This window comes from Methylomicrobium lacus LW14, from assembly GCF_000527095.1.
Taxonomy (GTDB): domain Bacteria; phylum Pseudomonadota; class Gammaproteobacteria; order Methylococcales; family Methylomonadaceae; genus Methylomicrobium; species Methylomicrobium lacus.
Window position 1 is genome coordinate 1,278,146 of sequence record NZ_AZUN01000001.1, and the last position, 21,812, is coordinate 1,299,957.

Annotated in this window: 23 protein-coding genes and 1 pseudogene; 11 read left to right on the forward strand and 13 right to left on the reverse strand. The window is 52.0% G+C overall.

Features of this window, described 5'->3' with window-relative positions; translation table 11 throughout:
- Positions 1 to 69: 69 nt before the first annotated feature.
- Together METLA_RS23165 and METLA_RS0105710 are read left to right on the forward strand one after the other, a co-directional pair.
- Positions 70 to 321, forward strand: a complete 252-nt coding sequence (locus tag METLA_RS23165) for a hypothetical protein (protein WP_029646383.1) — start codon at positions 70 to 72, stop codon at positions 319 to 321.
- Complete coding sequence (locus METLA_RS0105710; RefSeq protein ID WP_198408442.1) at positions 263 to 1,267, forward strand: ISAzo13 family transposase; 1,005 nt, start codon at positions 263 to 265, stop codon at positions 1,265 to 1,267. Before METLA_RS23165 ends, METLA_RS0105710 begins: the two co-directional genes overlap by 59 nt.
- Positions 1,268 to 1,371: 104 nt before the next feature.
- On the opposite strand, the gene METLA_RS23700 is transcribed toward METLA_RS0105710, so the two are convergent.
- From METLA_RS23700 to METLA_RS0105735, 5 genes are all read right to left on the reverse strand, one after another.
- The gene (locus tag METLA_RS23700; RefSeq protein WP_024297636.1) at positions 1,372 to 1,734 is read right to left on the reverse strand and encodes a YceK/YidQ family lipoprotein; all 363 of its coding nucleotides are present in this window, start codon (positions 1,732 to 1,734) and stop codon (positions 1,372 to 1,374) included.
- Between the two features lie 25 nt (positions 1,735 to 1,759).
- Positions 1,760 to 3,352, reverse strand: a complete 1,593-nt coding sequence (gene tnpC, locus METLA_RS0105720) for an IS66 family transposase (RefSeq protein WP_024297502.1) — start codon at positions 3,350 to 3,352, stop codon at positions 1,760 to 1,762.
- A gap of 64 nt (positions 3,353 to 3,416) precedes the next feature.
- On the reverse strand, positions 3,417 to 3,767 hold the full coding sequence (gene tnpB, locus METLA_RS0105725; protein WP_024296659.1) for an IS66 family insertion sequence element accessory protein TnpB: 351 nt from the start codon (positions 3,765 to 3,767) through the stop codon (positions 3,417 to 3,419).
- Positions 3,755 to 4,042, reverse strand: coding sequence for an IS66 family insertion sequence element accessory protein TnpA (tnpA, locus tag METLA_RS21825; protein WP_024297133.1), 288 nt, complete (start codon positions 4,040 to 4,042; stop codon positions 3,755 to 3,757). Before tnpA ends, tnpB begins: the two co-directional genes overlap by 13 nt.
- A 464-nt stretch (positions 4,043 to 4,506) precedes the next feature.
- On the reverse strand, positions 4,507 to 5,409 hold the full coding sequence (locus METLA_RS0105735; protein WP_024297637.1) for a cation diffusion facilitator family transporter: 903 nt from the start codon (positions 5,407 to 5,409) through the stop codon (positions 4,507 to 4,509).
- Between the two features lie 470 nt (positions 5,410 to 5,879).
- Here METLA_RS0105735 and METLA_RS22520 point away from each other — a divergent pair, with 470 nt between their 5' ends.
- Positions 5,880 to 6,128 carry a hypothetical protein gene (locus METLA_RS22520; RefSeq protein WP_152539392.1) on the forward strand — a complete coding sequence of 83 codons (249 nt, stop codon included), beginning with the start codon at positions 5,880 to 5,882 and terminating at the stop codon, positions 6,126 to 6,128.
- Between the two features lie 543 nt (positions 6,129 to 6,671).
- Here the strand turns inward: METLA_RS22520 and METLA_RS0105740 are convergent.
- The gene (locus tag METLA_RS0105740; RefSeq protein WP_245598739.1) at positions 6,672 to 7,181 is read right to left on the reverse strand and encodes a CreA family protein; all 510 of its coding nucleotides are present in this window, start codon (positions 7,179 to 7,181) and stop codon (positions 6,672 to 6,674) included.
- A gap of 195 nt (positions 7,182 to 7,376) precedes the next feature.
- Positions 7,377 to 7,601, reverse strand: a complete 225-nt coding sequence (locus METLA_RS0105745; RefSeq protein ID WP_024297639.1) for a hypothetical protein — start codon at positions 7,599 to 7,601, stop codon at positions 7,377 to 7,379.
- Between the two features lie 280 nt (positions 7,602 to 7,881).
- On the opposite strand from METLA_RS0105745, the gene METLA_RS0105750 reads away from it, so the two are divergent.
- From METLA_RS0105750 to METLA_RS20645, 6 genes are all read left to right on the forward strand, one after another.
- Positions 7,882 to 8,184 carry a hypothetical protein gene (locus METLA_RS0105750; protein WP_024297640.1) on the forward strand — a complete coding sequence of 101 codons (303 nt, stop codon included), beginning with the start codon at positions 7,882 to 7,884 and terminating at the stop codon, positions 8,182 to 8,184.
- Positions 8,171 to 9,421: an alpha/beta hydrolase family protein gene (locus METLA_RS0105755; protein ID WP_024297641.1), complete on the forward strand. Its 1,251-nt coding sequence runs from the start codon at positions 8,171 to 8,173 to the stop codon at positions 9,419 to 9,421. The genes METLA_RS0105750 and METLA_RS0105755 overlap by 14 nt, the downstream gene beginning before the upstream one ends.
- A gap of 141 nt (positions 9,422 to 9,562) precedes the next feature.
- Entirely contained in the window at positions 9,563 to 10,189 is a 627-nt protein-coding gene (locus METLA_RS0105760) for a hypothetical protein (RefSeq protein ID WP_024297642.1), read from the forward strand.
- A gap of 79 nt (positions 10,190 to 10,268) precedes the next feature.
- Complete coding sequence (locus tag METLA_RS0105765; protein WP_152539393.1) at positions 10,269 to 11,228, forward strand: hypothetical protein; 960 nt, start codon at positions 10,269 to 10,271, stop codon at positions 11,226 to 11,228.
- 322 nt (positions 11,229 to 11,550) lie between these two features.
- A complete protein-coding gene (locus tag METLA_RS0105770; RefSeq protein ID WP_024297644.1) occupies positions 11,551 to 12,561 on the forward strand; it encodes an IS110 family RNA-guided transposase in 1,011 nt (336 codons plus the stop codon).
- Between the two features lie 629 nt (positions 12,562 to 13,190).
- Positions 13,191 to 13,475, forward strand: coding sequence for a hypothetical protein (locus METLA_RS20645; RefSeq protein WP_051459752.1), 285 nt, complete (start codon positions 13,191 to 13,193; stop codon positions 13,473 to 13,475).
- A gap of 62 nt (positions 13,476 to 13,537) precedes the next feature.
- On the opposite strand, the gene gdhA is transcribed toward METLA_RS20645, so the two are convergent.
- Together gdhA and METLA_RS23930 are read right to left on the reverse strand one after the other, a co-directional pair.
- Positions 13,538 to 14,515, reverse strand: a complete 978-nt coding sequence (gene gdhA, locus METLA_RS20650; RefSeq protein WP_425411756.1) for an NADP-specific glutamate dehydrogenase — start codon at positions 14,513 to 14,515, stop codon at positions 13,538 to 13,540.
- 50 nt (positions 14,516 to 14,565) lie between these two features.
- Positions 14,566 to 14,880 (reverse strand): Glu/Leu/Phe/Val dehydrogenase dimerization domain-containing protein, encoded by a 315-nt coding sequence (locus METLA_RS23930; RefSeq protein WP_425411742.1) that lies wholly within the window; start codon positions 14,878 to 14,880, stop codon positions 14,566 to 14,568.
- Positions 14,881 to 15,423: 543 nt separating this feature from the next.
- On the opposite strand from METLA_RS23930, the pseudogene METLA_RS20655 reads away from it, so the two are divergent.
- Together METLA_RS20655 and METLA_RS22525 are read left to right on the forward strand one after the other, a co-directional pair.
- A pseudogene (locus tag METLA_RS20655) lies at positions 15,424 to 16,410 on the forward strand (IS110 family RNA-guided transposase).
- Positions 16,411 to 16,929: 519 nt separating this feature from the next.
- Positions 16,930 to 18,074, forward strand: a protein-coding gene (locus METLA_RS22525; protein ID WP_152539394.1) for an IS630 family transposase whose coding sequence is annotated in 2 segments (ribosomal slippage) — positions 16,930 to 17,359 and positions 17,359 to 18,074 — 1,146 coding nt in all. Because the reading frame shifts where the segments join, the coding sequence is not laid out codon by codon here.
- Between the two features lie 146 nt (positions 18,075 to 18,220).
- Here the strand turns inward: METLA_RS22525 and METLA_RS21830 are convergent.
- The 4 genes from METLA_RS21830 to METLA_RS0105825 all read right to left on the reverse strand — a co-directional run bounded on the left by METLA_RS21830 (position 18,221) and on the right by METLA_RS0105825 (position 21,741).
- Entirely contained in the window at positions 18,221 to 18,754 is a 534-nt protein-coding gene (locus METLA_RS21830; protein ID WP_084480077.1) for an REP-associated tyrosine transposase, read from the reverse strand.
- A 68-nt stretch (positions 18,755 to 18,822) separates the two neighbouring features.
- Positions 18,823 to 19,179, reverse strand: coding sequence for a HepT-like ribonuclease domain-containing protein (locus METLA_RS0105815; protein WP_024297648.1), 357 nt, complete (start codon positions 19,177 to 19,179; stop codon positions 18,823 to 18,825).
- Positions 19,176 to 19,466, reverse strand: a complete 291-nt coding sequence (locus tag METLA_RS0105820) for a nucleotidyltransferase family protein (RefSeq protein WP_024297649.1) — start codon at positions 19,464 to 19,466, stop codon at positions 19,176 to 19,178. The genes METLA_RS0105815 and METLA_RS0105820 overlap by 4 nt, the downstream gene beginning before the upstream one ends.
- Positions 19,467 to 19,587: 121 nt before the next feature.
- Positions 19,588 to 21,741 (reverse strand): molybdopterin-containing oxidoreductase family protein, encoded by a 2,154-nt coding sequence (locus tag METLA_RS0105825; RefSeq protein WP_084480078.1) that lies wholly within the window; start codon positions 21,739 to 21,741, stop codon positions 19,588 to 19,590.
- Between the last annotated feature and the right edge of the window lie 71 nt (positions 21,742 to 21,812).

Genomic DNA, 21,812 nt, shown 5'->3' on the forward strand with positions numbered 1-21,812 from the left:
CAACTTCCCTAAATGAAAGTGAATTAGCGGATAATAACACGCCATCGACAACGCAAATCCCAACAGGACATGATTGGTTACGAGCCTGCAATAGAAGTCAAAATGCAACGCCTTTTTGCGAGCCTATCCGAGAAAGATAGGCGCCGCTATGCCGGCATAGAAGCCGCCAAGCTGGGGCATGGCGGCATTGATTATATCGCCCGACTATTTGCCCTGGACCCCAAGACCATCCGCCGGGGCCAGTTGGAACTCGACGCGACCGATGACCCGGCAGCGGATCGGGTCCGAAAAAAAAGGTGGGGGCCGGAAAACGGCGCTTGAGCAATCGGCGCAGTTGGAGACTCACTTTCTCGACCTGTTGGCGGACTTCACCGCCGGCGACCCGATGCGCGAAGGCGTCTTGTGGACGAATCTGTCGTGTGGCGAAATCAGTCGGCGTTTGGGCGCGAAAGCGACGCCGGTCAGCCCGAACACGGTGCGCAAACTGTTGAAAAAACACAAATTAGGTCGGCGTAAAGCGCGCAAGAAAAAGGCGTTGGGGGCTCACCCTGACCGCAATGCCCAGTTCGAAAACATCGCCCGGCTCAAAGACGCGTATCTGAGCGCAGGCGATCCGGTGCTCAGCATCGATACCAAAAAGAAAGAACTGCTGGGCGATTTCGCCCGCGACGGTTACACCTACACGCAGGTGCCGGTCGACACCCTGGACCATGATTTTCCTAGCGTCGGCAACGGAAAATTGATCCCGCATGGGCTCTATGATTTAGCGCGGAACGAAGGCACGATACACCTCAACACCAGCCACGATACCAGCGAATTGTGCTGTGCCAGCATTGCCCAATGGTGGCAACGGCACGGCAACCGGCACTATCCCGAAGCGCGCAGGTTGCTCATCCTCTGCGATGGCGGCGGCAGTAATGCTGCCAATCGCCATGTGTTCAAGGAAGCGTTGCAGGCGCTGGCGACCCAATTGGGGCTGGAAATTCGCATTGCGCATTATCCGCCGTATTGCTCAAAACATAATCCGATTGAACATCGCCTGTTTCCGCACATCACCCGCGCCTGCCAAGGCATCGTCTTTCATTCGCTCGCCATTGCCAAGCAGTTCATGGAACAGGCAAGAACGTCCACCGGACTGAAGGTCACGGTGGAGGTGTTGGCGGGCGTTTATGAGACCGGGAAAAAATGTGCTACGGATTTCCTCGAAAACATCAGGATCGTTTTTGATAAACATCTTCCTCGTTGGAATTATCGGGCTTTTCCGTAGGAGCGTTTCGGGAAGTTATTTTTGAGCAAATCCTGAGCTCCAAAAACACGCCAAACTTTTATCAATCCATCTATGCAATCAAAGCCTGACTTGCACGCTGGCATCTACTCTTCCTCCGTCTGATCCGACTTGGGGCACGGCGATACGCAGACGTCTTCGAATTCCTGCGGATTGTAAATGCGATACAGATCATAGGGCGCTACGACCGTATCGAAAACGGTAGAGAAAGGCAGGTCTAACACAAGGAGGGTGGCTATCATTCCCTTGATCCAACCTTGTTTCGAACGTTCGTCGCCGGAAGATTTCAGAGGCTCGCCTCTTGCCAGCTTCCCCATTTCTTGTACATCTTGCTGAACGCCGGGATAGATCGTCCATCCCTTATCGTCAAGAATATCAGTCCTCGCACGTATGCTCGAGCAACCGACCGTAAGAATACTCAGCAGAACGTAAGCGTCCAACCCTACCACATAGCGAGGTTGATGGGGGCGTGATTTAATGTGATTTGCCGAAAGGCAGTAGTTCGTCGATACGGCTGTTAGGCCAGGTAGGCAGTTTTTCGAGGGTGTCTTTTAGCCAGGCCAAAGGATCGAGGCCGTTGAGCTTGGCCGTGCCGAGCAAGGTTTGAATCACAGCCGCGCGTTTTCCGGCGCGTTCCGAGCCGGCAAAGAGCCAGTTCTTTTTACCCAAAGCGATAGGTCGGATGCTGTTTTCAATCGGGTTGTTGTCGATTGGCAGATCGCCGGTTTCAGCATAGCGTGTGAGAGCGATCCAGCGTTTCAAGCTGTAGTCGATGGCTTTAGCGGTCGCGGTATTGGGCGCGGCGTGGGTTCGGGTGCGTTGCAGCCAGTCGTGCAGGCCGGCCAGTGCCGGCCGGCTTTTCTCGGCACGCAGGCGTTGGCGTTCCGCTGAACTCAGGCTTTGGCCTTCGGCTTCAATCGCATACAGCACCGCGATGCGCTGTAAGGCTTCTTGCGCAATCGGGCTCTGGCTGGCCTGGAACAGGTCGAAGAATTTCCGCCGCGCATGCGCCCAACACGCCAGTTCGATACATGGCTCAAGCCGAAGTCGAGTTTCGGGATGGGCGCGGGCGGCCGCAAACAAGGCTTTATAGCCGGCGTAGTCGTCGACCACGAGATGGCCTTGCCAATCGCCTAGAAACTGCCCGGCATGCCGGCCGCTGCGACCGGCTTGATAGTCGAAGACGAGGATCTTGGGCCCCGGTTGTAGGTCATTGCTGCGATACGCCCACAAATAGGCTTTCTTGGTTTTGCCGTTGCCGGGATCCAGTTGCGGCACCGGCGTTTCATCGGCATGAAGACTCGACCGTTGTTGAAGATGCCAGGCCAGGCGATCCGCCAAAGGTTCCAAGGCGACGCCGAGACGTCCGACCCAGTCGGCCAGGGTGGAACGGGACAAGATCACGCCGTCGCGGGCGGCGATCTGCTCCAAGCGGTAGAGCGGCAGATGGTCCTGGAATTTGCTGATCATCACCCAGCTCAACAAGCCGACCGCCGCCAGACCGCCATCGATCACCGCCGGCGGAATCGACGCCGCCGTCACGGTCTCGCAGCTCCGGCAGGCATATTGCGGGCGGATATGGCGATGGACGAAGAACTTCGCCGGCTCGACATCCAGTTGCTCGGTCACATCTTCGCCGATCTTGACCAACTCCCGGCCGCAGTGCCCGCAGGTGCAGGATTCGGGTTCGTGGCGGTGTTCGATGCGCGGCAAGTGAGACGGTAACGGTTGCCGGCCGGCGCGCAGGCGTTTGGGGCGGACCACCGTGGTACAAGGACTGGCATCTTGCAGTTGCTCGACTTCCGCGTCGATGGCCGAAATATCCGTGTTCCAGGTTTCCTCGAACACATCCCGCTGCAGCGGGGCCAAGGCTTCGCTCTTGGTGCTGAAACGGATGCGCTTGTAATACGCCAACTCGTGGGTCAGCGCGGCGATTTTGACGTCTTTGCTCTGAATGGCTTTGGCATCCCGCTCAGCCTGCTCGATCAGCGCTTGAATCAATGCGGCTACTTCGGTTTTTGCCGAAGGCTCCAGGTTCAACTGATCGAGTTTGGCGAGGGGATTCATGGCCGTTATTATACTGCATAAACCCACTGAACGCCTTGATTTTACTAGGTTTCAATACCGTACCTTACACCCGCCATTCTGTTGACGGTTGTGCCGATAGCCGTTGCCAATCGACACCAGCCACAAGCCACTGCCACTGGGCCTGACTGAGCGCAAAGACCGGATCAGAGGCTTTGGGCCAAACAAAACTGCCTCGATGCAACCGCCGCTGGCACAGCCAAACCCCATTGCCGTCCCACAGCAACAGGCGCAAGCGGTTGCCGGCACGGTTGCGGAAGATAAAGGCCGATCCGCAGCCAGGCGGGTGCCCCAGGCTTTGCTGGACGATTGCGGTTAAGCCATCCAGGCCGCGCCGCATATCGACCGGCGCCACCGCCAGCCAGATCTGTGCCGGACTCGCAATCAAGCCAGGCATCGCAACAACTCAGCCACCCAGCGCGCTGATACGGTAGCGGACAACTCCAGGCGGTGACCTTGGGCATGCGTGAAGACAATCGCGGCAGGCGCAGACGGCTGAACATGCACCGGTATTAAGGCTGCCGACTCTGGCTGGGGCAATTTGCGATAGTCGCTCAAACGCGCCGTGAAGGTACGGACATTGAGTTGCCGCTCGGCGCAATACGCGGCTTGTGATAGCCCGCTACGTTGCCACGCTTCAATATGCTGACGCCATTTCGCTGTGATAGCCATGCCAAAACTCCTGACAAAAAAAGGACAGGATGCAACAGACGAAAATTATTTTATAGGCGGTACGGTTGAACGCTTACAGCAGAACAAATACAGCCCATCTTCCAACACTTGATTTCATCTGACTTCCCCTCCAATCAATAGTCGTGTCGCCCTTATAGAAAGAGGCCAATCCTACCGCCTCATCCAGAAAAACAGCCCGAAGCTAGACGCGTGGCTGGCCTGAACGAGGATACTTTACCGCTGCAATCTCAAGCCAATTTGCGTGTTTGATGAGACCGGACGGAGCCGCCGTCGGTTCGATCCGATCGATTAAAAATCGGCTCATAGCCTAATCCCCTTTCCCGCATTGCCTCTCTGCCTGATTGAGGCCGCTCACTTTGAATTTATAAGAAACAGGGTGCTGGAAAATAATAAACGGTATTCCAGACTTCACGAATGCCTGCGACCAGCGGAAATACACCACCTTAATCCGCATCATCAATCTCAAAAAATATCCAACGGACACGGGAATGATTTTGCTTGATCTCTTGTTCCATGCGGTTGATTTGTTGAACCGCCTCACTGACAATCATGTTGGGACTGAGTTCGGCTTTAATGGTCAGCATAACCGCATTGCCGTGATTGATCGCCCATAGATTGAGCACTCGCCGCACACAGGATTGATTGTTGAGATACTGTTCAACGTTATCCTGAACCTCTTCGACCGCTTCGCCGATCAGCAGGGAATGTACTTCCCTGCCGACGACGCCTGCGACCACAACCAGTAACAAGCCGATCAGCATCGAACCGGCCGCGTCATAGGCGGTGTTGCCGGTGATCATCGTCAGGCCCAGCATCACTAGGGCGATGACCAGCCCTGCGAGCGCCGCTATATCTTCCCCTGTCACCACCATCAGTTCGGACGAGTGCGTTTCCAGAAACCATTGCCACAATGAACGCTCGCCTTTTTCCGCCGCCATCGCCGCCAAGGCGCCTTTCAGGGAAAAAGTTTCCAGGCCAATCGCAATCAGCAGAATGAACAAGGCGATCCCTCCGTTTTCGACCTCATGCGGATTGGTATAGCGCGACCAGCCTTCATAAATCGAAAACAGTCCGCCGACCGAAAACAGGATGATCGCCACCATCATGGACCAGATATAGGATTCGCGTCCGAATCCCATCGGATGTTTACGCGTCGCCTCTTTTTCCGAGCGCCTCATGCCGACCAGCAACAGCACCTGATTGCCGCAATCGGCAAAAGAGTGTATCGCTTCGGCCAGCAAAGAACCCGAGCCGGTCCAGACAGCCGCTCCAGACTTCGCGGCGGCAATGCCAAGATTGGCGACAAAGGCATAGAGGATTGCTTTAGTTGAATGGGAGTCTTTCATTATCCGTCACCGGGTTGGGAGATGCCGTTTAGTTTAGCAGGTGCGAACACCACATACCGTTACCCAAATTTTGAGCTATCAGCATTTGCCCCTTGTATCAAGCATGCACTGTTAAACCATAACCACAAAGAAACGGCGAAGGTGTTAGATGAAGTGATTGCATGGTAGGACAAATATGGCTAATTTTTTAATTGCTTACTCCTGGATTGAGTTATCCAAGGAAAGCCACCCCATACATAACTATGCTTCCCATCGGCTACGATTTTTAAAGAGTAATTTTGAAGAGAATATTCTGCTATATTTGTCAGCATCCTATAATTAATTCAATGCAACTTTCCATAAGGAATTAGGCAAAAAACAGATCTGTTTTTCAGCCTTAGTTGCATAGGTTGCGTTTTACAACAAACTGCCTTGTTGGGCGGCTTTGTTTGTTCATAGTTTGATCTATTTCCAGACAATGGGGAATTCAAGTGTTTAGATCTGAAAGAATTTATAATCAGCTTAACCCGAAAACAGGAAGAACCGAATGGTTCTTTTCTGCCCGGGAAGGCAACTTTGGGCCATTCAGCAGCAAAGAAATCGCGAATAAAGAGCTTACGGTTTTTCGTAACCACTGCATAGCAACCGGCAATGATGGCGGGCGCAGCAAGTCTGCTGATAAAACCCCCGCATTAAGTCTGATGCCGATGAGCGACTTTGTCATTAAACGCCGGGAGTAAAATCGGCAAAGCCGCGGCGGCAGGTATCGTGACTGAGGTATTGACAGGAGAACGGCGACAGAAGAGCCTGAGCCCATCTTGAAGAATCGATCCAGTCACATAGACCCAGCTCTTTTCTTCTAACCTCTAAAAACAGCTGCGGCTGCAAGCGTTAAGCAAAGACATTGTCCCTAAGGATTCCGTCAAAAATAACTTTCCTAAATGCTGTCACCCGTTCATGCTTCGACGAACTCAGCACGAACGGGTGACAGCATGAGCCGGGAATTTTCCGTCCATCCTTCGACAAGCTCAGCACGAACGGAAAATTTTATCGGGAAGTTATTTGTGACCATGTCCTAAATGCACAAGGGAACTATACTCAGACGGCATCCAACATAACATCATGCCTTGCCATCCTCCCGTCAACTAACGAATTGACTCCAGGCGAAAAACTCGATAGCAGGCGCAGATGAGTACCGCTTACGTAACGACAATTCCCGCCCTCCCCCGCTACCGCAACGCCTCGCGCATCCCATTAAGCTTCCGGCTGCCGCCGCAATTCACTTAACGCCAAGACTGGATCGGCACGGCGGAAATACTGTTTTTCGGCGAGCCTTTTAAGACTCGGTCGCTATAGACCATGTAAACCAAAGTGTTGTGATTTTTATCATAGAACCTGACCACCTGCATCGACTTGAAAACCAGTGAGGTGCGTTTTTTAAAGACATCCTCGCCATCGCGGTCGCCTGTTTTAATTTTCGGATCAAGATTCACCGGTCCGGTTTGATGGCAGGACAAGGAAGCATCGGAAGTATCTTCCGCGACGCCGACGGCCCCGGAAACTCCCCCGGTTTTTGCGCGACTGATATAACAGGTCACCCCATTCACCTCCGGATCGTCAAATGCTTCAATGACGATTTTATTATCGGGGCCAATGAGTTTAAATTCGGTATCGACGGAGCCGATCACATCGGCCAAGGCGGAAGTACCGCCAGTCAGCAACAACAAGACAATAAAAATTTTATTTTTCATAGAGTTACATCCTAATAATAAGAGAGAAACATGCCGAGACATTAGGGTATGTCCGTCTAAGGGTGCTGTGATTAAGTCCTTCGACAGGCTCAGGACGAACGGTAAGCTGTTGATTCCGTTCGTCCTGAGCTTGTCGAACCATGAACAGCATCAACTTGTTCAGAGTTCCCCTAATTTAAAATTTCGGTGTTGCTTGGTGCGAACCCCTTGTGAACACTATTTTAAATTTTTGAAAACTCAGGCCCGCAGCGCTTTTTCCAGCTTTTTACATTGCCCGGCATCCAGCCATCTCTCGCACCAGACATTCAACGCGGTCGCGCTGCCTTTCATTAAATCGAATTCCCGTTTGGCTTCGCCCGGTTGCTCAGTAGGCCACCAACTATGGGCAGCGAGCTGTTGGGCAATATAATCGCAGGCTTGGGATAATTCGGCTTCTGTGATGTTTACTTTTTTCGAGGTCATAGATCCGCCAACCCAATCATATAGGTGAAGGGTAAATTTACACGATACCCCGATCATATTTTTCGTCAACAGTTCTTTTTAGGGTGATGGAACTGACGAAGGAAACGCATCGTACATTTCTTCACACCGCCGAGAGCCGAGGCAATTGAGAAACTTTCGGCTAATGCTAACAAAACCATCACACTTTGCTCACAATTTAAAACAACAGAGTCAGTAAACTAAGGCTAAATCAAGCTAACACCGTTCGGGATGTTGGGGATTGGGTTTACGGAACTCTGCGATGCCGACAAAAACCACAACTTTTGGTAAAAATAAGCTGGTACTGGATGCGCGGCCGGATCGTCTGGATTTGCGCGATCTCGTTTACCAAGCGCCCTTAGGCAATCTTCCGCCGGTGTATCCCAGCGAACAAGCGATCGGCGAATTATTGCCCGCATACCTGAAGAACGAGATGATTCTTGACCAAAATGCAGAAGGCGCTTGCACCGGCTTTGGTTTAGCCGTCCTCACCTACGAGGGTTGGGGTAAATATGGCAGTGATGCCAGGGCCGTATCGATGAGGGGCGCCAGTGCTGCATACTGAAACCCAAAAACCCACCCGCGCAGGCCTCCTTTGTCGCGGCAATCTTCCCGCCGCTATTTCCATTCTAAGGCTTGGCCGTGCCTCCAATTCACTGGCCAAACGCACCGATGTCTGGAAGACGGACAAAGCCTACCAGCACACCTTGGTCACGGGCAATAACGTCCTGATTATCAACCGGCTGCCGCAATTGGAAGATGCCGTCGATGCGGTCAAATATTTAGGCTACGAGCAGCCGCTGAAATGGTTCAAAAAGCAGGCGGGTGACGGCAAATGGCGGATGGCGATCTATGCCCATGGGAGGCTAAACTCGGAAGCAGACTCCATCCAGCGCATTAGAGTGCTAGGCCCTAATTTCCAAAATAATGGAATTTATCCTCTATTCGTTACCTGGAAAAGCGGCTGGAGCGAGATTCTGGCGAACATGCTCGAAGACGCATTAAAAGGCATATTCGGAGCGGCAGGTCTTCCGCAGCAAGGCCTTGGCGATGCCTTCATCGAAGCCAGCGACCGCGCGTTGGAATCGGCTTGCCGGTATATCGCCGCGCGCGGTTTGTGGTCGGAGATGAAGGAGAATGTGGAGCGTTCGGCAGACACGGGAGGCGGGTTAAGCGCGCTAGGAAAACAAATCAATGATCTGGCCGATGACTCCGGCGGCAAGCTGGAAGTGCACATGATCGGCCACTCGGCCGGCTCTTTCGTGACCGGACGGCTTCTCAGCGAGCTCGCGAATCGGCAACTCAATACGGCAAGCTGCACCCTGTTCGCCCCGGCCTGCGACTTGGCTTTTGCTCTCCGCCATTACCGGACCGCCTTGGATAATGGCAATCTGGCCAGCGCCCAATTCAAAATTCACACGCTTTCTGACAGCCTGGAATTGGACGACACCGTAGGCCCTTACCGCAAGTCCCTCCTCTACCTGGTCAGCCGCGCCCTGGAACGCGTCCACAAGACCCCGCTTCTGGGCATGGAGAAAGCCTTCGCGTCCAATGAGCCGATCGAGGAATTATGGAATAAGGATGCCTCTATCCAGCAGGATGTCAGGGAATGGCGGAAATTTTATGCAACAACGCCGCAAGGGGCATTGGCTGTCCTGAAAGACAAACAGGTTTATACAGGGACGCAACGCATTAACAGCAGTCATGGGAGTTTTGACAATAGCCAAGAGCATATTCGGGATGCGATTGAGCGTATTTTGGCGGGTGGTTTGATAGCGCCTTTGACGCCTTTGGATTATTGATTTTTATATTTCTCGATAGCGGAATTTTATAGGAGCGAGCTAACCACAAACACATTGCCATATTTAAATATAGAAAATGTCTGGCATAAGAAGCATACTAAACAGACCAAATAAAATTATAATGAACTTTTAGGTAAAAATATGAATAATAAATTTCGCGTGTTATCTGCTCTAGTTTTCACTACCATTTTATTTTTAAACCTCCAGGGCTGCGCTTATGTCTCCGCCAAAAAAATTCCCGTCGGTTCCACAGAATATGAGGGATTTCCTTACTATATGAAAAAACCATTGTTAGTTGTTTCTAATGATACAGTAAACATCATATGCGTCAAAGACCCTGCAAATCTTTGGGGCATTAAAATTGGCGCAGTTCTAGCCAAAAATAAGACTAAATTGGAGTTTGGTGGCGATGGCTGTGACAATACAATTAAAATCGATACTGACCTCGAAGATGATGCAATTGCCATGAAACTTTTTGATACAGCCGGTACCGCTCTTGGAGAAGCAATGAAAGCAGGGCTTTTAGGAGCTCAAGTGAAAAATGCCGGACAGACTGGAAAGTTTCAAATATTTGACATAGTTTTTATCGGAACAACTGGGGAATTGAAACTAGTTCCGTTGATTACCAATGAGGTATTTAATAACCAAATGCTTGAAGTACCTAAAATTAAAACTGCAATTAATAATGATGGTGCAACTATAGATGATAACCCAACGGACAACAACAAAAACCCAAACCCTATTCCACCAAGTGGAAAAGCAAAATAATGTTCTATATTATCTCCGTTGATTTAAAAAACCAACAAACTGTTGCCAAGGAACGGCAACGTCTCATTATTTAACGCTTATGGCAAAAAAACAATCTAAGCTATCTTTAGCTACTCTAATGAGGACTGCCCGAGCCCATGCCCCTCTATTTTTAAGCAAAGAAAATGCACGATTTGTGACGCTAGGTTGGAAAGAAAAAGAAGGTCAAGTGACAGATCAATTATCCATTAAAGTTTATGTTGGCGAAAAACTATTATCTTCCGATCTCGACGATTACAATCTGCTCCCTAATGAGGTCAAAGCTATCGCAGTGGGCGGCAAACCGCTCCAAGGGACTATACCTATCGATGTCGTTTCTATAGGAAAAGTAAAGTTTACCTTGCTCGGAGTTAGAGGCGGCGAAAATTTCTATATTGATTCCGTCGGCATAAATGGGACGTGTGCAATTTTAGACAACAATGGCTTTATCTATACTAATGCCCATGTCGCTGCTGATCATAATAGGGACCATGTGAATGACCCCATAAATCCATCAGTGAACGCTATCTATGATTACACCATTTACCCAGGAAGAATTAATAAAATATCAAAGCTCCAACCTACTGGAAATTGGATGGATGCGGCTGTCATCGATATATCTGGTTTTAATCCTAATGATGCATGGATAATTTCTTCTGTGGGCTCCATCAGTGGCCCCGTTGTTAGTTTAAGCGACGGTGGTATTTTTGAGTATTTCAGCGGTTCCGAGCATGTAATGTTGTCGATGCCAGAACAGACCCCACACCCTATTGATTTTCAGTTAGACAATAGCCGTAATCGTTACGGTTTTGATGGTTTTTATTATTTGCAAATAGAAGCTAACTCACCCGATTGGCCACACCCAGGACATTCGGGTTCGATGTTGCTCAAGAATGTCGGTGGGAAATGGCATCCCGCTGGACTTGTTTTCGGACTTGCTGAATCTGTAAGCCGAGCTTTTGTATGCGTATATTCATGGAATGATGTAATAGCGTGGATAAGCCGGGCAGATCGGGCATAATGTTTACGTCCGTACGACGGATCAATTGATCGGGTGGAGGTAACGGGATTGCGCCCGTTACCCCTCCCAAACCACCGGACATGCGGTTTTCCGCATCCGGCGGTTGAACCTGACGACTCAAGTTGTCGCAAAATCTGATGGCACCCATAGCCCCCAACGTTGCAAGCGCGCGTTGTTCAGCGAGTAGATGTAATAAAGCGGCCCGCAGCCATCCTGCACCGGAACGGGTGGACAGTTTGAATAAAAAGTGTCAGCCTCCGAAAGTTGATTAAACAAACACGGGGCATCCGCAAAGGAAGCCCCAAAATAACCGGAGGCTGAGATGAACTACTGTGGCATTGATTTAGCAAGCAAAGCAAGCGCTATTTGCCTGATGGATGGAACTGGCGCCATTGTGCGGGAAGAAGAGATACCGACCGATGCGGATGGTTTCCGTATCTGCCTTGGCGGTGAGGAGGCGATGAAGTGCGTCGTGGAGGCGTCGCCCTTGGCGGAATGGGTGGTGCAGGTGTTGGAAAGGTTAGGTCACGAAGCGGTGATCATTGATGCGAGGCGCGCCAAGGCGGTAGTCTGTACCAAGAAGAAGACCGATCGCGTGAACGCTCGCGACCTCGCGAATATGGCACGCACGGGTTGGTATACGGCGGTGCACCGTAAATCCGGAGCGGCACGGGAGTTGCGTACTTGGCTGGCGGCGCGGGCGGGGCTAGTCGAGACGGCGAATGCACTCAATGCCCGCATCCGAGGCTTGTTGCGGGCGCATGGGATCAAGTTAGGGAAGGTGGCGGAGCGGGAGTTCGAGATGAAAGTCCAGGCCGTGGTCGAGGCGCGCGAACCTGCCTTGGCGGGCGCTTTAACGCCATTATTGAATCTGTGGCGACAGTCGATCGATGCGGCGGAAGTGTTACGCAAAGAGATCAAGGTGCGGATCCGGCAAGACAGCGTTTGCCGGCGATTGATGAGCGTGCCAGGCGTCGGGCCATTGACGGCGGCGGCTTACCTGGCCACCATCGACGATCCTGAACGTTTTCAACGCAGCGACCAAGTCGGCGCGTATCTCGGCTTAGTCCCGAGCGTCTATCAATCCGGCGACATCGATTACCGAGGGCGGATTACCAAGGAAGGCGACGGTTTACTTCGCTGGCTGCTGGTGGAGGCGGCGCATAGTCTCTTGAGCCATACGCGGCGAGATTGCGCCTTGAAACGTTGGGGTGAGCGGTTACAGGCACAAAAAGGCATCGGCAAGGCGCGGGTGGCGGTGGCGCGGAAATTGGCGGTCATCCTGCACCGCTTATGGATCACCGGAGAGACATTCGACTGGCAACGGGTTTAGTGCGAAAAACCGAAAGTGTTGTTCAAAATGACTTAGATTCAACGCCTTAACTGCATTCGAAAGGTTAGGAAAGGAGCGGCATTTTTAAAGATAAAAGGTTTCGGAAGGTTGGACCTCGTTCCGGGCTTGGATACAATCCGTCACAGTAGATTGAGGCCAACCCTCCGATTACATCGTGCGGCATTGACCGCGGAGAGAAGCCTGAAAACTTTTTGTCTTTAAACATGAACTGATCGAAATTTCCGAGGAACGAAAAACTGATAAAAATATAGGCACGGGGACTTGACAACAAGGGCCGCTTTAGAGAAGCCTGGATGGAGCTTGCGGAATCCGGAATTCGAAGGCATCAAATTCGGATGTTCAATAAACTGCATCGAGGTTTAGAATGTCGGATTCCTATCAATCGGCATCATGACCTATCCGCTTGCCAATGATGCGACTTCAACGGGGTGTGGAATCGGTTATGGCTGTTTGCGGCTTCGATCTCCCGTATTCCGCGTTGCTTCACACGGGCTACGATTTTATTTCTTGAAACGGCATGGTGCATTATCGACGCAATCGGGTCGCGGGCGGGACGTATTTCTTTACGGTGACTTTGCGCGACCGGTCTTCGGATAAACTGGTTCGCCATGTTGGCCTGTTACGGGACGCATTTCGCTCGGTGCGGGCGGAACGGCCCCTTTACCATCGACGCGATCGTGATCCTGCCGGATCATCTGCACGCCATCTGGACATTGCCCGTTGGCGACACAGATTATTCGGGACGCTGGCGGGCGATCAAATCCTGCTTTACACACAGGCTTCGCGCATCCGGAATTCCGTTGTCCCGCGACAGCCGTGGCGAATACAGCTTATGGCAACAAGGCGTAATTCATAAGGCGCACAATAAGCAATTGTCGTATTGCGCCGCATGAGGCCGCTCGATCATCCGGCGCATTACGATTCTCGAATGCACCGGATGAGTACTGCTTGCGCTTTACAGAATGCCCTGCGCCTGCATGGCGTCGGCTACTTTCACAAAGCCGGCCACATTGGCGCCGTCGACATAGCTGAAGCTACCGTCTTCGCGCTCGCCGTATTGCACACAGGCATGGTGAATGCCGCGCATGATTTCTTGCAGGCGTTGATCGACTTCTTCGCGAGTCCATGAAATACGCATCGCGTTTTGGCTCATTTCCAGACCGGAAGTGGCCACGCCGCCGGCGTTGCTTGCCTTGCCCGGCGCATAGAGCACGTTGTGGGCCTCGAACAATTTAACCGCTTCGATGGTGGTCGGCATATTGGCGCCTTCCGCCACGCATTTCACGCCCTGCTTGATCAGCATGGCCGCGTCCACCGCGTCCAGTTCGTTTTGCGTCGCGCAAGGCAGCGCCACGTCCACGGGCACATTCCAGGGCTTGACGCCGGCGTGGAACTCGCTGCCCGTGCGTTCGGCGTAATCGCTGACGCGGCCATAGAGATGGTTTTTCACTTCCATCAGCTCGGCCAGTTTTTCAGCGGTAAAACCATCGTTGTCCACGATAGTACCGCTGGAATCGGATACGGTGACGACCTTGGCGCCCAGTTCCATCGCCTTTTCCACCGCATACTGGGCCACATTGCCCGAGCCCGATACGCTGACGCGCAGACCCTCGAATGAGAGCCCCTTCCGCTTGAGCATTTCCTCGGCGAAATAAACGGTGCCATAACCGGTCGCTTCAGGCCGGATCAGGGAGCCGCCGAAGCTCAGGCCCTTGCCGGTAAATACGCAGTCGGCCCGATTGCTGAGTTTTTTCATCATACCGGTCAGAAACCCGACTTCGCGTCCGCCGACACCGATGTCCCCGGCGGGCACATCGGTATCGGCGCCGACGTGGCGGTACAGTTCGGTCATGAACGCCTGGCAGAAGCGCATCACTTCGCCGGGACTCTTGCCCTTGGGATCGAAGTCGGAGCCGCCCTTGCCGCCGCCCATCGGCAACGTGGTCAGCGCGTTTTTGAAAGTCTGCTCGAACGCGAGGAATTTCAGTAGGACAGGTTAACCGAAGGATGAAAACGCAAACCGCCTTTATACGGGCCGATCGCCATGCTGTGTTGAACCCGGTAGCCGCGGTTGACTTGTACCTTGCCGTGATCATCCACCCACGAGACGCGGAACATGATGATGCGCTCGGGTTCGACAAGCCGGTCCAGAAGACCGTTTTCGGCGTATTTGGGGTAGCGTGCAATGAAAGGCCACAGACTCTCCATTACCTCAGTCACGGCCTGCAAAAATTCGGGCTGTCCCGGGTTGAGTTGATCAACATGGGTCAAAAACTCATTGCAACTTTTATATTTCATTCATTAGGCCTCTTACAGATACTCTTATATAAATAAGCACCTATTATCGCTCAAATCACGAAAGTTTTCGAATCGATATTATTTAACTCAGCTATGACAAGGCGAAAAGAACGAGGCCGTGCAATACGATTTGCTGCTCACCGCATCGGATGAACTGGAGCAGGCAAGGCCATAAGATGCATCGCATAGGATGCTGCCGACGTCAGGAAGCGCATCATTCGAGATACAGACAATTGGCCGCTCTATGGGAGAACTGAAAGGAGAAAAACGAAGCAAACCGTGGTTTTATTTCGACATGTCGGGCACAAAAAGCGTGCCCGACCTTGTATCTTATTCCATGTCATGGTTAGCTACCCTGACAAGAGATAGAAGCAGCTTGTGCCCAGCCTTAAGGATCAACCTTGCCGCGTAGATAAAGCCTTCTGTCTCGCTTCTGATGCCAACCTGGACACTGAACGGTAGCCAAGGGCGTAGACCCTGTATGTACAAGGCAAGTGGGCTCAGTTGGTGGTTTTTATATGTATCCATTAATTAGGTTTTACTATGTTTTTCATTGGCATTGATGTCTCTAAAGCCAAACTCGATTGCTGTCTGTTGCTGGATGTTGCCAGCAACAAGCGTCGCACCAAGGTGGTCGCCAATTCTAAAACCGGGATTGCCGATCTATTAGCCTGGTGTATTAAACAGCAGGCGCCTGTCCACGAACTCCATGCCATTATGGAGGGTACCGGTGTGTATCACGAACAGGCCGCATTGGCTTTATCCGATGCGGGCGCGGCGGTGTCCATTGTCAACCCTGCGCAAGTCAAGGATTTCGGCCGTAGTCTCGGTGTGCGCACGAAAACCGACGGCGTCGACAGCTTTGTATTAGCCCGTTACGGCGCCTTGCTCAAACCCAAACCCTGGACGCCACCCGCCCAGGAAGCTCGCACCCTTCAAGCCCTGTTGTCACGCCGTGAAGCAATTGCTCAGGATTTGCAACGCGAGCGCAATCGTCTGGAAAAAGCCGACGCCACCGACACTCCGCTGCTAATCCGCCAATCCATCGAAGATTCGATTGACTTTCTGGAAAAACAACTCGCCAAGCTCCAGCAGGACATTGACGATCACATCAACAAACATCCCAACCTCAAAGACGATCGGGATTTGCTCATTAGCATTCCGGCGGTTGGGCCGTAAGTAGGTAATCATTTACTGTCCGTCATGCACAATCATGAATTTCAATCGGCCGAGCAATTGGCAGCCTATCTTGGCTTGGTGCCCGTTGAGCGGCAGTCCGGTACCTCTCTACTGGGTCGCCCTCGCTTATCCAAAGCCGGACCTGCACGTATTCGTGCGGTTTTGTATATGGCCGCCATTGTCGCTACCCAACATAATCCGCACCTCAAAGCCCTTTACCAGCGTTTGCAAGAACGGGGGAAAACCAAAATGTCTGCCCTCGGGGCTGTTATGCGGAAATTGGTCCATTTGTGCTTCGGTGTTCTTAAAACACGCCAACCTTATCAACCTGATTATGGATCTCCGGCTTGACTTTTAAGACGGTATCTACATGCCTACATGCCTACATGCCTGCAAAAAGTTTAGCGTTGCATCCCCTTTGATTAAGTGTTGGGATGCTCGCACTTAGAGAACTGGGGGTCCGTGCCTCACACTGGCAAGACAGTCTTTAGCGCCCTGTGGAACTTGATCAAGATCCACCCGCTTCATCGTGAGACCAGGACCGGAGGTGCCGATGATTTGCTTCGGGCTCCCAAGTTGCTCAAAATAAATGGTGTTACCGTCAACAGGTGTCAGCAGCTTAACCGTTTTGACGTCTCCAGCGTTTGTCAGGCTTCTCTTTAAAGAGAAGGAGCCGCCAAAGCTAATGCCTTTGGCAGCAGAATCGGCAAGCTGCCCTGCTTATCATTGCAGCGCTTCCACTTGCACCAAATTATCCGAAAACGACGGCGCATTGCCCATATTGACCAGGGCCGTAGTACTCATTCATTGTTGTTATGTCGGCTGGTAGGCCCCAATATATTCAGTTTCAATGTAAATGGAGCTGGACAATTGGCGAAGAAATACAGAGTGCGGCTAACCGAAGAAGAGCGTAGTTATTTGGAAAGCTTGGTGCATAAAGGAAAAGTGGCAGCCCACAAAAGGCTTCATGCTGAAATATTGCTCAAGGCCGATAGTAGTGCATGGGGTGATCAATGGCAGGATAGCCAAATCAGTGAGGCCTTTGGCATCTCAACGCGAACCGTGGAACGGGTCAGGCAGCGCTTGGTTCAAGAAGGATTAGAGTTGGCCTTAGAACGAGCGAAACCGAGCCGGGTTAGAAACCGTGTGATTGATGGTGAAAACGAAGCCCATTTAGTGGCATTAGCTTGCAGTGATGCGCCGGATGGCTATAGCCGTTGGACATTACGCTTGTTGGGGCAACGTATGGTGGAACTGGGCTACGTGGAAAGCGTATCGCATGAAACGATTCGGCAGACGTTAAAAAAAATGAACTGAAACCCTGGCAAAACAAAGAGTGGTGCATACCCGCCCAAGGGAGTGCGGAATTTGTCTGTGCGATGGAAGATGTGCTGGATGTTTACAAGCGTTCCTACGATGAAGACCATCCACTGGTCTGTATGGATGAAAGCAGCAAACAGCATATTAAAGAGACACGCCAACCGCTACCGGCCAAACCGGGCTCGGTCGAAAAGTACGATACGGAATATGAGCGCAATGGCGTCAGTAATCTGTTTATGTTCTTTGAGCCGTTAGCAGGCAAGCGGCAAGTCGTGGTGACAGATCAAAGGACCGCCGTGGACTGGGCGCATCAAATACGCAACTTGGTTGATGTTATCCACCCTCACGCCAAGCGCATTACCCTGGTGATGGACAACTTAAATACCCACACCGGTGCATCGCTCTATAAGGCTTTTGCACCCGAGGAAGTGCGGAGAATTTTGGACAAACTGGACATACACTACACCCCCAAGCACGGTAGCTGGTTGAATATGGCAGAAATAGAATTGAGCATTTTGTCCCGGCAATGTTTGGAGCGGCGCATTCCAGACCAAGAGACTTTAAAAAAGGAAGTCGCCGCATGGCAAGAACAACGAAATGCTATCGCAAGACCCATGCAATGGCGATTTACTAATGAGGATGCGCGGATAAAATTGAAAAAACTTTACCCGACAGTAAGTACCCATGCAAAATAAAACCGGTATTTTTTCAGGGCGCATTGTAAAATTTTCTAATAAAAACAATATTTTGTTTGCTTTTTCTTGTTGGATAGATATGCGTGGGTACTTACAAAAATGACTGGGTAGTAGGATGCGGTGAGGAACGAACCACATCGTTCGCGTCACTCGCCAGCAACTCTATCCATGCATACAATTTGATTACCCCAATTAAGCGGATACAACCCATTTTCAACAAATTTGTGAAAACTGGAATGTTTCCAATCTGCCACACATCTTACCAATCCGTGCTTTACCGGATTCCAATGGATATAATCGATGTGCGCCTGATAATCCGCCTCATCCCGAATCAGATGATCCCAAAAACGCTTTTGCCATATTCCTCGCTCACCACGCTTGGCTCGACTATTGGAAATTCGCTCGCCTGTTTCGATGCCGCGAGAAAAATTGCTTTTGATCAGCCCCCAGCGCGTGGAAAAATCCTTATCACCTGACGGCAGCGTCAGTACACAGTGCAAATGATCCGGTAAGACCACGATAGCATCAATATTGTAGGGATGTTTTGTCCGAACCCTAATGAATGATTCGCGTAATACATCAATTCGATCTACCAGCAGTTGATTACCTTTACGTTCTACAAGATTAACAGTAAAAAACCATGTTGCGCCTGGTACATAAATTCGCCGGTAATTTGTCATGATTATTGGCCATTTATGGATGTTGATTACGCGAATGATGCGGTTCGTTCCTCACCGCATCCTACAAACTACTGACCTGCTTGCTGACGAACAAAAACCAATTGTTCAAGAAGTTGTGGTATCGCCGTCACTGCTGTCTCCCAAACGATTTCGAGATCAATATCAAAATAGCCGTGCGCGATTCGATTCCGCATGCCCTTCATGTTTTTCCATGGAATTTCGGGATACTGCTCGATGACTTTCGCTTGCTCGTTGAGCAATTTCGTTGCTGCTTCGCCGATGACGATCAAATTGAAAATCACCGCCTGCTGTGTCCGTTTATCGGTCATGAATTCGGATTTATCCAGGCCCTCAAGGTACACTCCGATCAGCTTGGCTGCCTCGATCATGTGATCAAGATAATCCGTCCAACGACGCTCGCTCATACCGGCTTAGCCTCGGCTAAAACCTGATCCCGAAACTTGCGAGGCAAATCGTTTGGGGTGCAGACATCGACCGGAATGCCAAGTGTTTCCTCCAATTCGATTTGCAGCCCACCTAAATCAAACAAGGTCGTACCCGGCAAAGGATCCACCAGCAAATCGAGGTCGCTGCCGTCCTTATCGTAACCATGCAAAACGGAACCGAATACGCGCAGGTTGGCAACACGAAAAGTTGAGGCGATTCGACGGACTTTTTCGCGATTGGTTTCCAAAGCGATTGATGGTTTCATGATCGGCTACGGGTTGCGAAATGCGTTTCATAATAACCCGAGCCTTGCTGTTTGACCATTGATTTTGCGAGCATCCGTGCCTTATGGTCAAGTGCTCAAAGCCGCAACCGCATTCTGCGAACTAAAGGGCTTCCACTTGCACCAGATTATCCGAAAACGACGGCGCATTGCCCATATTGACCAGTTCCGCCGAACTGATGCTGTTCACCGTCCCATCATTCAATTGCCGCCAGTACCCCAACGTCGCAACGATCAATCCCGGTTTCACATCCTCGGTGATTTTGGCAACGCCCGCAAAAGCGCCCCGCCCGTTAAAGACCCTGACCTTATCGCCGTGGCTAATCCCGCGCTGATCGGCGTCAACCGCATTGATCAGCACGAATTGCTCGCCCTGCCCCTGACTTTTGTTTTCCATGTTCGCATAACAGGAATTCAGGAAACCGTGGCTCTTCGGCGACACGATATTCAACGGATAGCGTTTGGCCAGATCGGGATTCGTGGTCGCCGTTTCCCGGGGAGGCACATAATCCGGCAACGGGTCCAGCGCTTCGCCCGGTTGAAAGCCCTCGTACATTTGGCGGAAAGGTCCCGGTACAAAATTGGTGGCACCCTCGGCGATGAACTGGCATTTGCCGGACTGCGTCGGGAAATTGCCTTCCTTATGCGGCGCCCGATCATCCTTGGTGCCAACGTTTAAACGCGCGAAACCGTGTTGACGCAAGTAGTCCAGATCGATGCCCCGGCACGCGGGCGCATCCCAGTCGATATAATGCTCCAGGCATTCGGCATCCGACCAACGGAAATTATCTTCATTGAAGCCGAACCTCGCGGCCAGACGCCGGAAAATCTCGTTGTTCGGGATCGCCTCGCCGGGCGACTCGACGCATTTGGCATTGTAAGTCAGATACAGATGACCCCAGGACAGAATGATGTCTTCCATCTCCGCACCCATCGACGCGGGCAACAGGATATCGGCGTACAACGCGGTGTCGGAGATGAAGTGTTCCGCCGAAACCAGAAACAGATCCTCGTTCTTCAAGCCTTTGACAATCTTGTCGGTTTCCGGTGCCTGGGTGACCGGGTTCGCGTTCCAGCACATAATCGATTTGATCGGCGGGCCTGCGGGCGGCTCGTCGGTCAGGGCGCGGCCGATCTGCAAGGCATTGATCACGCGCGTGCCTTCCGGGATCAAATCCGGCCGGCAAAGCACATCGAATTTATAAGGGTGCTCCCACACCGGAAATTGCAGGATGCCGCCGCCGACATGACGCCAGGCGCCGGTCAAGGCTGGCAGACAGGAAACCGCGCGAATGGTCTGGCCGCCGCCGTGATGCCGTTCCAGCGCAACGCCGATACGGATCGCGGCGGGTTGCGTGACCGCATATTCGCGGGCCAGCTCGCGGATATCGTCGGCCGGGATGCCGGTGATTTCGGCCGCCCATTCCGGTGTCCGCGATTTCGCCCGTTCCGCCAGCTCCGCAAAACCGATCGTGTGGCGATCGACATAATCCTGATCGATCAACCCCTCTTCGATGATCGTATGGATCATCGCCATCGCCAGCGCGCCGTCCGTACCCGGCTTCGGCGCGAGATGCCAGTCGGCTTCCTTGGCCGTGCGGGAAGCATAGGAGTCGATCACGACGACCTTGGCGCCTTTCTTCTGCGCTTCCTTGACGATATGCCAGTGATGCAGATTGGTGCTGACCGAATTGCAGGCCCAGATGATGATGTATTTGGCATGGATGAAGCTTTCCGGATCGACCCCGGCGGTCGGCCCCACCGTCAACAGCCAGGCGGTGCTCGATCCTTCGCCGCAAAAGGTGCGCTCGGTCACCGTAGCGCCCATGCGGTTGAAGAACGCATCGCCGCCGTTCAGCCCATGCACCAGCCCCTGATTGCCGAGATAACTGTAAGGCACGATCGCCTGCGGGCCATGTTCGGCGATGATCGCCTGCCAGCGGCTGACGATTTCATCCAGCGCTTCATCCCAGCTGATCCGCGTGAATTGCCCGCTGCCTTTCGGGCCGTTGCGGCGCATCGGATACAAGAGGCGGTCCGGATGATAATGGCGTTTTTCGTAATCCTTCAACTTGACGCAGAGCCCGCCCCGCGTCATCGGGTGATCGGGGTTGCCTTTGACACCAATTAGCTTGCCGTCGGTCACCTCGAAGACCATCGCGCAGGTATCGGGACAATCGTGCGGGCAACCGCCGGGGTGCGTTGTTTTGATCGTTTCGGCCATGTTGGATTTTGCGCTGGAAAAAAAGCTGATCATAACTCATTCGATGGTCGCAGGTCATGTTTTCCAGGTTATAGAAAAAATCAGGCCTTAGCGAATAAATTCCG

Bases quoted from the DNA above. Each gene is read 5' to 3' on its own strand.
- METLA_RS23165 (WP_029646383.1), top strand. From the start codon at position 70: ATGATTGGTTACGAGCCTGCAATAGAAGTCAAAATGCAACGCCTTTTT.
- METLA_RS0105710 (WP_198408442.1), top strand. From the start codon at position 263: ATGACCCGGCAGCGGATCGGGTCCGAAAAAAAAGGTGGGGGCCGGAAA.
- tnpC (WP_024297502.1), bottom strand. From the start codon at position 3,352: ATGAATCCCCTCGCCAAACTCGATCAGTTGAACCTGGAGCCTTCGGCA.
- tnpB (WP_024296659.1), bottom strand. From the start codon at position 3,767: ATGCCTGGCTTGATTGCGAGTCCGGCACAGATCTGGCTGGCGGTGGCG.
- tnpA (WP_024297133.1), bottom strand. From the start codon at position 4,042: ATGGCTATCACAGCGAAATGGCGTCAGCATATTGAAGCGTGGCAACGT.
- METLA_RS0105735 (WP_024297637.1), bottom strand. From the start codon at position 5,409: ATGAAAGACTCCCATTCAACTAAAGCAATCCTCTATGCCTTTGTCGCC.
- METLA_RS0105740 (WP_245598739.1), bottom strand. From the start codon at position 7,181: ATGTCTCGGCATGTTTCTCTCTTATTATTAGGATGTAACTCTATGAAA.
- METLA_RS0105745 (WP_024297639.1), bottom strand. From the start codon at position 7,601: ATGACCTCGAAAAAAGTAAACATCACAGAAGCCGAATTATCCCAAGCC.
- METLA_RS0105750 (WP_024297640.1), top strand. From the start codon at position 7,882: ATGCCGACAAAAACCACAACTTTTGGTAAAAATAAGCTGGTACTGGAT.
- METLA_RS0105760 (WP_024297642.1), top strand. From the start codon at position 9,563: ATGAATAATAAATTTCGCGTGTTATCTGCTCTAGTTTTCACTACCATT.
- METLA_RS0105765 (WP_152539393.1), top strand. From the start codon at position 10,269: ATGGCAAAAAAACAATCTAAGCTATCTTTAGCTACTCTAATGAGGACT.
- METLA_RS0105770 (WP_024297644.1), top strand. From the start codon at position 11,551: ATGAACTACTGTGGCATTGATTTAGCAAGCAAAGCAAGCGCTATTTGC.
- METLA_RS20645 (WP_051459752.1), top strand. From the start codon at position 13,191: ATGTTGGCCTGTTACGGGACGCATTTCGCTCGGTGCGGGCGGAACGGC.
- gdhA (WP_425411756.1), bottom strand. From the start codon at position 14,515: ATGGGCGGCGGCAAGGGCGGCTCCGACTTCGATCCCAAGGGCAAGAGT.
- METLA_RS23930 (WP_425411742.1), bottom strand. From the start codon at position 14,880: ATGAAATATAAAAGTTGCAATGAGTTTTTGACCCATGTTGATCAACTC.
- METLA_RS21830 (WP_084480077.1), bottom strand. From the start codon at position 18,754: ATGACAAATTACCGGCGAATTTATGTACCAGGCGCAACATGGTTTTTT.
- METLA_RS0105815 (WP_024297648.1), bottom strand. From the start codon at position 19,179: ATGAGCGAGCGTCGTTGGACGGATTATCTTGATCACATGATCGAGGCA.
- METLA_RS0105820 (WP_024297649.1), bottom strand. From the start codon at position 19,466: ATGAAACCATCAATCGCTTTGGAAACCAATCGCGAAAAAGTCCGTCGA.
- METLA_RS0105825 (WP_084480078.1), bottom strand. From the start codon at position 21,741: ATGATCAGCTTTTTTTCCAGCGCAAAATCCAACATGGCCGAAACGATC.